Source organism: uncultured Rhodococcus sp., from assembly GCF_963525155.1.
Classification (GTDB): domain Bacteria; phylum Actinomycetota; class Actinomycetes; order Mycobacteriales; family Mycobacteriaceae; genus Rhodococcus_F; species Rhodococcus_F qingshengii.
The window spans coordinates 1-5,182 of sequence record NZ_CAURKP010000281.1; the positions used below are offsets into that span (position 1 = coordinate 1).

Below are 5,182 nucleotides of genomic sequence, written 5' to 3' on the forward strand. Positions count from 1 at the left end.
CCCCCCCCCCCCCCCCACCCCCATCCTCCTACACACAAACCTCCCCCCGGTTGTCCCGCGTCCCCCCCCCCGGGGGGGGGGTGTGCTGCCCTTGCCCCGCCCCCACCCCCCCCCCCCGACTGGGGTGTGGGTGAATGTTTTGCGGTGCTGAACGGTTCTTCCGCTACTTCCCGGTCACCGAGTGATGCTCTGTGCCGCGGTTCCTTGGCGGAGGCGGGTGATTTCGTTGCGTGATTCGACGACCTGGGGGCTGTCGTCGCCCTTGCTGACAGCAAGGTCGCTGCACAGATCCAGCGCGGCACGAACGATATGTCGTCGTTGGCGACGTTCGGTACGAGTGGGTGCGGCTTTCGCGTAAGTACGTTGTTGTCGCCATCCGCCGGCGGCTGTCACCTCGGCGTCGGTCAGGACGCCGGACTCGATTTCCGGGGCGAGAATGTCACGGACGAAGTGGGATTCACGTGGGTGCGCCCAGACGAACGCGATCCACAAGGCAGTGAACGCGAAGACGATGTCGCCGATCATGATGACAAACACGAGCGAACTGCTGCCGCCGGCGATCGCGAGCATGGAATCCCACACGCCGTGGATCAGGATGGGTGCCACGATCAACGCCAATCCGCGTCCGATCCGCCGGGGCTGGGCCGGGGTGCCGATCAGATAGATCACGCCGGCGCAGAAAAGGGCGGTGAACAGGGGATGAGAGACGATGTCGGAGTAGGTGCGGGTGGCGATGGAACCGAGCAGGCCGTCGGTTTGGTGGGCGCCGAAGCCCTGTGTTGCGCCGGCAATCGAGTACAGAAAGTCTTCGCTGGTCTGAAATCCCAAGCCGATGAAAGCACCGAGGAGCAGGCCGTCGGTTGCGGTGCGCACCAGGCGTGGTGCAAGCGCGAGGAGGACTACGATGCCGATGCCTTTGGCGGTTTCCTCCACGAAGGGTGCAGAGAGGCCCGCATGCCAGTCCTGAGCCCATACCTGCCCGAAAATCTTCGAGTAGAGCGAACCGACTGCTCCGTTCGCGGGTACTGCGATAGTGAACGTTGCTGCGGTGGCGCCCCAGATGAAGCCGGTGACCACTAGTCCTACGGGTTGGCGTTCGTAGCGGTCGATGTGCCGGAACCACCATGTCCAGACCGCGGCGCTGATGACGCCGACGATGCCGGCAACGAGGAGTGCGCGCCCGAAGTATCCGGCGAAGGGAGCAAACATCTGCCAGCCTTTGACGAGGCCGAATCCGCACATCCACAGGTATATCCAGAACACGACGTTGCGTGGCTGGAAGAAGTGAAATTTCTCGCCCCAGGCCGTCGTATCGAATGCGCGGGAGCGGGTTTCGAGGAGATCGGTGCTCACTTGGTGTCTCCCTCGTGTGTGCCGATAGAGGCGATCATGTCGGTGATTTCTCGACTGCGGGCGGCGATCTGATCGGGTGGGCCGACTACCTGTACCCGAATTCCCTTGCCGTCGACGACGAATGTGGTCACCGATCCGGCGGACCGCGGAGTGTCAAAGCTGACCTGGACGCCGCTCAGACCCCCGTCGGTGCTGATCGGCTGGCGCGCACCGGAGACCGCAAGCACGGAACTGCCGTTCGTCGCAAGACTCACGGCATCTGTTTGGGAGAGGAGTTCGTCGGCAGTTCCACTGAATGTGTCGGCGTCGACGCTCACGGTGACGGTGCCATCGGTCAACGTCACACGTGGGAGCGAATCGGACGCGCCATGTTGGTCGGTTCGGAAACCACTGTCGACATTCCAGCCCGCAGGTGCGGCGAAGGAGACCGTTTCGGTCACGGCCATCCGGTCTCCGGCGCCGGTTGGATCTTCGGAGGAGACAGCGGAATCGATGGCGGGCACGATCACGGTCCAGAGCATCCACACCGCCAAGATCGCGAGGGCGTGTGGAAAGACTCGTGTGTCGAATCCGAGGAAGCGGTGATCCGCTGGTGGACGTCTTCCGTGTAGGGGCTCGTGCTTGTGTGCAGTACTCGAAATAACGCTCAATTTCCCTCGTTTCCATTGCACGGCAGGTGCACTGACTATCGCAGAAACGGACAAATTCCGTGCATCAGCCGGCACCTGCCGGTCATCGAGACGATCGTGCACCAAGTTCCCGTAGGCGCGAGATCACCGAGAGCTCCTAGTCGACGGTGAACCGTCGCATCGCCAGATGTCCGAACACGCCGACCAGAATCAACGTGACGCCTGCGGTCACGGAAACGGAGTCGGTCACCAACCCCGCGATGCCGGTCACGGCTACGAACACCGGCAAAAAGTCGAACAGCCTGAAAATCGACTGCGGTGGTTCGGTTTCGAGGCCCTGAGCCTGAGCGGCCTTGTTCGGCGCATACTCGGGGTACCACTCGGTGAAGGAGATCGCGAAGAAGGTTCCGAGCAACTGCAGAATCCATCCGGTCCAGAAGTTGTCACCGTCGTGCAGCAGTGCGTCTCCGAACAGGCCCACTACGGCCGACCAGGTGAAGGCGAGAGCCCACACCGCCGTAATGACGTAGTTGATGCGCAGAAACAGTGGCGTCGTCCAATACTCTTCAGGCGTCGACTCTTTCGCGTACTGCAAAGTGAAAGGATTGCGGAGCAGGATCGATCCGAAGGCAAAGACCACCAGCGCGATGTTGGTCAGTTCGCCTCCCCAGAGTTCGAACCACCGAATCGTGTTCGCCGACGCGAGGAGGCCGATGGCCGCCAGAACGCCGAAGAACACGACGTCGAAGACCTCCAACAGCTTCACGGTGCCGCCGCGCCGGTGACTGGCCGCCAAGATCAGCAGCGACAACCCGAGGGCTGCGGCCGCGGATTCCTCGAACCTTCCCGGCCCGGAGAGCAAGGACAGCAAGATCCACGGTGACAGGCCGGCGAGCGGTGACTGCAGAACCGCGTCGACGACACTGGTTTTGTGAACTGCATCCCGGGGCTCGGACTTGTCTGGCTCGGTTTTCTCAGGCTCGGTCACAAGAAGCCGCCTTACGCAGGAACGGGTGGCACAGCGAGTACCCGCGTAGGCGCTCCTCGGAACATCGGCAGCCCTAATATCCGATGCTCGGCTCAGATTGCCGCAGTCTCCTCGGGTGAGTGCTCAGCCTGATCTCGGCGCCGGGCCAGCACTGCCATGGCAATCGCGCCGACCGCGATGATGCTGAGCACGATCTCCGGCACCGGACCTACTCGGCTGGCAAGGGTGGAACTGGTCGAGAGCGGCACCTTCGCCACCAGGGCCGCCGGCACGAACAGGTCGGTTTGCGAAGTCACCGCACCGTCGGGAGCGATGATGGCGCTGACACCACTGGTTGCGGCGACAACGACGGCGCGGCCGTGCTCGACTGCCCGCACACGCGACATTGCCAGCTGCTGATAGGTCATCTCGGTGTCCCCGAAAGTGGCGTTGTTGGTCGGTACCGCCAGCAACTGTGCACCGTTGCGCACCGATTCCTGGAACGCCCGGTCGAACGCCACCTCGTAACAAGTCGCGACACCGATGGGTACCCCCGCTGCATGGACAACGCCGTTGCCCTCGCCGGGAACGAAATTGCCCGCGCGATCGGCGTACGAGGAGAAGTTCCGGAAGAAGCTTCGGTAGGGCAGGTATTCGCCGAACGGCTGAATGATCTTCTTGTCGTGCTGTTCCTGAGGACCGTTGGCGCCGTCCCACACGATCACCGAATTGGTAGTCGTACGATCGGCATTCACGAGTACGGTGCCGACAAGAATCGGCGCTCCGATCGCTTCGGAGGCCCGGGTGATGTCGGCAGCGGCATCGGCGTTTCGCAGGGGGTCGATGTCCGAGGCGTTCTCCGGCCAGATCACGACGTCAGGCTGATCGACGCGGCCCGCGTCCACCTCGGCAGCAAGTTTCACGGTTTCGGCGACATGGTTGTCGAGGACCTGCTTGCGTTGCGAGTTGAAGTCCAAGCCCAACCTCGGAACGCTTCCCTGAATGGCGGCGACGGTGATCGTTCGATCACCGGAATCCATGGTGGACAAGAACGGCGACACCGCGAGAGCAATGATCACGGGCACGAGGGCAGCGGCAACAGCTCCGAAGAATCCTCGGTCCCATCGTTTGGCCGCGACAGCGACTGCAACTGCTGCCAAGCCGGTACCGGTCAGGGCCACCGCGAAGCTGAGCAGCGGCGCACCGCCGACACTCGCAAGAGGGAGGAGCCACCCTTCGGATTGACCGAATGCGAGCCTGCCCCAAGGAAATCCGCCGAAAGGAACGCTGGAACGAAGCCACTCGGTGAGCGTCCAGGTCGCAGCAATCCACAAGGGTGCCCATGGCAACCTCGCCACCAGAACCGCAAGCAGCCCGAACAGTCCGATGAACAACGACTCCACCGCGGCCAACGCGATCCACGGGACCGCACCTACGAACACACCGATCCACGGAAGCAACGGCACCAGAAATCCGAGACCAGCCAAGTATCCGTAACCGAAGCCGGCACGAAGGCGCAGTCCGCCGCGCCCGAAGTTCGTCAACACACACGTCAGAAGAGCGATCCCGACGGGCGCCAAGAACCACAGCGGGCGGGGTGGGAACCCTGCGAAGATCAGGAATCCACCTGCGGCCGCGTACAGCGAACGTAGCCATGCGGAACCGGTGAGCACAGCGCTCACACGGGAGCGATCACCGACAGACGCCTCTGCGCCGGCCTCACTCACTCGACGAGCCGCGCTGATAGACGACGCGTCCGCGATGCACCGACTTGATGCAGACCGGAATCGGCGCATCTTCCGCCAGCCTCGGCAGAGCGGGTACGCGCGAGCGCGGATCGGTAGACCATCGCTGAACCGAGTCGGCGGGTGCGCTCACTTCGAGTTCGCCTGCCTCCCACAACACGTAGGAGGCCGGTGCGCCCGGATTGAGGGTTCCCGCGGCGCCGTCCCGCACTCCGCCCGCGCGCCAGGCGCCGCGAGTTGCCGCGGAGAAGGCCGCACGCGGCGAGATTCCACTTCCGTCGGTGCGGTGCTGGACAGCGGCGCGCAGCATCGCCCACGGCTCGATGGGGGTGACCGGGGCGTCGGAGCTGAATGCGAGCGAGACACCCTTACCGGCAGCAGGTGCAAACGGATTCAACGCTGCTGCGCGCTCTACTCCCAGGCGCGTGGCGTAAAGACCGTCGGTGCCACCCCACAGTGCGTCGAACACCGGTTGGACGCTAGCGATG

Annotated in this window: 5 protein-coding genes; all 5 read right to left on the reverse strand. The window is 63.6% G+C overall.

The window, feature by feature from the left end; genetic code table 11:
• Positions 1-174: 174 nt before the first annotated feature.
• Entirely contained in the window at positions 175-1,353 is a 1,179-nt protein-coding gene (locus tag RWT78_RS28065) for a PrsW family intramembrane metalloprotease (protein WP_003944910.1), read from the reverse strand.
• Positions 1,350-2,003: a hypothetical protein gene (locus tag RWT78_RS28070; RefSeq protein ID WP_251014841.1), complete on the reverse strand. Its 654-nt coding sequence runs from the start codon at positions 2,001-2,003 to the stop codon at positions 1,350-1,352. Before RWT78_RS28070 ends, RWT78_RS28065 begins: the two co-directional genes overlap by 4 nt.
• Positions 2,004-2,139: 136 nt before the next feature.
• Entirely contained in the window at positions 2,140-2,970 is an 831-nt protein-coding gene (locus RWT78_RS28075) for a hypothetical protein (protein WP_047270554.1), read from the reverse strand.
• Positions 2,971-3,062: 92 nt separating this feature from the next.
• Complete coding sequence (lnt, locus tag RWT78_RS28080; RefSeq protein WP_030536364.1) at positions 3,063-4,631, reverse strand: apolipoprotein N-acyltransferase; 1,569 nt, start codon at positions 4,629-4,631, stop codon at positions 3,063-3,065.
• Positions 4,632-4,668: 37 nt separating this feature from the next.
• The coding region (locus RWT78_RS28085) for an amidohydrolase family protein (RefSeq protein WP_314682527.1) at positions 4,669-5,182 on the reverse strand (514 nt) is incomplete at its 5' end.